The organism is Dietzia sp. E1, assembly GCF_014145015.1.
GTDB lineage: Bacteria > Actinomycetota > Actinomycetes > Mycobacteriales > Mycobacteriaceae > Dietzia > Dietzia cinnamea_A.
Genome location: NZ_JAALDU010000132.1, coordinates 1 through 2,336 on the forward strand (window position 1 = coordinate 1; position 2,336 = coordinate 2,336).

A 2,336-nucleotide genomic window follows, 5' to 3' on the forward strand; every position below is an offset into this window, starting at 1 on the left:
CGGGTGCGGGTTCCCGATCCGGTGAAGCTCGTGGTGTTCGGACGGGCCGCCGCGGGCCGCAGCCGGGCGGTGGCGCGATGAGCCCCCGGCACGCCCCAGACGGGCCCGTCGTGGTGGTGGGCGGCGGCATCGCCGGCCTGGCGACCGCCGCGCTGCTCGCCCGCGAGGGCCGCGATGTCACCCTGGTCGAGGCCACCGATCAGGTCGGCGGCCGCGCCGGAAGCTGGTCGGCCGGCGGGTTCCGCTTCGACACCGGGCCCTCGTGGTATCTCATGCCCGAGGTGTTCGACCACTTCTTCCGACTCTGCGGCACGTCCGCCGACGAGCAGCTCGACCTGGTCCGCCTGGACCCCGGGTACCGCGTGTACTTCGAGAACCGGCCCGACCCGGTGGACGTCCGCTCGGACCGCGCGGCGTCCACGGCCCTGTTCGAGTCGCTCGAGGCCGGCGCCGGGCGGGTGCTGGGCAAATACCTCGACTCGGCACGCACGACGTACGACCTGGCGCTCAAGCGGTTCCTCTACACCAACTTCACCTCGTATCCGGCGCTCGTGCGCCCGGACGTCGTGGCCCGGGCCGGCAGCCTGGTGGCGCGGCTCGTGCAGCCGCTGCACTCGTATGTGTCGCGGCGCTTCTCCGACCGGCGTATCCAGCAGATCCTCGGCTACCCGGCCGTGTTCCTGGGCTCCTCGCCGTACCTGGCGCCGTCGATCTACCACCTCATGAGCCACCTCGACCTCACCGACGGCGTCCTCTACCCGCGGGGCGGGTTCACCGAGGTGATCGCCGCCGTGCGCAGGGTGGCCGAGGAGCAGGGGGTGCGCATCCACACGGGCACCGAGGCGATCGAACTCGTCACCACATCCGACGGCGCCGCCGGGAGTGGGTCCGGCCGGGCCCGCGCCCGTGTGCAGGGCCTGAAGGTGCGCGACCGGGCGGGGGCGGAGCGGACGCTGCCGGCCGGCCTCGTCGTCGGCGCCGCCGACCTCCACCACCTCGAGACCCGGTGGCTCCCGGAGGACCTCCGCACGTACCCGCAGAAATACTGGGACGCCAAGACGCCCGGGCCGGGCGCGCTGCTCATCCTGCTCGGCGTGCGCGGCGAGCTGCCGCAGCTCGCGCACCACACGCTGCTGTTCACCGACCGCTGGGAGGAGGGGTTCGACGCGATATTCGGCGACGACCCGCACATCCCCGACCCGGCGTCGCTCTACGTCTGTCGACCCAGCGCCACCGACACCGACCCGGCTGCCGGGATCGCGCCGGAGGGGCACGAGAACCTCTTCGTCCTGGTCCCGATCCCCGCCGACCCGTCGCTCGGGCACGGGGGCGTGGACGGGGCCGGCGACGCGGTGATCGAGGCGGCCGCCGACCGCGCGATCGCCCAGATCGCCGAGTGGACCGGCGCGGACGATCTCGCCGAGCGGGTGGTCGTGCAGCGCACCATCGCGCCCGCCGATCTCGAGGCCGACCTCGGCGCGTGGCGCGGCACCGCCCTGGGCCCCGCGCACACGCTGGCCCAGAGTGCGTTCTTCCGCACCCGCAACGTGAGCAAGCACGTCGACGGCCTGTACTACGCGGGCGCCTCGACCATCCCCGGCATCGGTCTGCCGATGTGCCTCATCAGCGCCGAGCTGGTGCTCAAGCACGTCCGCGGGGACACGAGCACGGCGCCGGTCGCCGAGCCCGGCGGGGGCACGGTGTTCGAGCGGGCCGCCACCGATCGGGGCACGGTGTTCGACCGGTGATCGGGCTGGCGTACCTGGCGGTCCAGGCCATCTCGTTCGCGGGCATCCTCGTCATCGATCACCGCTGGAAGCTCGCGGCGTTCCGCGCGCCGGCGGCCACCGCGCTCGCCGTGACCGCGTCCGTGGCGCTGCTGCTGACGTGGGACGTGCTCGGCGTGCGCAGCGGCGTGTTCTTCCGCGGGCAGACCGACTTCATGACCGGGCTGCTCGTCGCGCCGGAGATCCCGCTCGAGGAGGTCGTGTTCCTCGCGTTCCTGTCGCACCTCGCGCTCGTGTGCGCGACGGGCGTGACCACGGCCGTCGAGCACGTCTCGGCGCGGCGGGCGAAGCCGCGCGCGGAGCAGCGGGTCGGGACGGGGGAGCGGCCGTGAGCATCTACTCGACCATCAACTTCACCATGGCCATCCCCGTGGTCGCGGGGGCGCTCATCGCCCTGTGGCGCCTGCGCGGCGAGGACCGGCGACGCTGGCTCATCGGGGTCGGCGGCTCGCTCGTGGTGCTGCTCGTCCTCACGGCGATCTTCGACAACATCATGATCGCCGCCGGGCTCGTGGCCTACGACGACGCCCTCACCAGCGGCATCCGTCT

Annotated in this window: 2 protein-coding genes and 1 pseudogene; all 3 read left to right on the forward strand. The window is 73.3% G+C overall.

The window, feature by feature from the left end:
* Window positions 1-77 precede the first annotated feature (77 nt).
* Window positions 78-1,748 (forward strand): phytoene desaturase family protein, encoded by a 1,671-nt coding sequence (crtI, locus tag G6030_RS05570; protein ID WP_182642464.1) that lies wholly within the window; start codon window positions 78-80, stop codon window positions 1,746-1,748.
* On the forward strand, window positions 1,745-2,119 hold the full coding sequence (locus G6030_RS05575) for a lycopene cyclase domain-containing protein (protein WP_182642465.1): 375 nt from the start codon (window positions 1,745-1,747) through the stop codon (window positions 2,117-2,119). Before crtI ends, G6030_RS05575 begins: the two co-directional genes overlap by 4 nt.
* Window positions 2,116-2,336, forward strand: a pseudogene (locus G6030_RS05580) (prenyltransferase); the annotation flags it as partial. The gene G6030_RS05575 and the pseudogene G6030_RS05580, both read left to right, overlap by 4 nt.

Bases quoted from the DNA above. Each gene is read 5' to 3' on its own strand.
- crtI (WP_182642464.1), top strand. From the start codon at position 78: ATGAGCCCCCGGCACGCCCCAGACGGGCCCGTCGTGGTGGTGGGCGGC.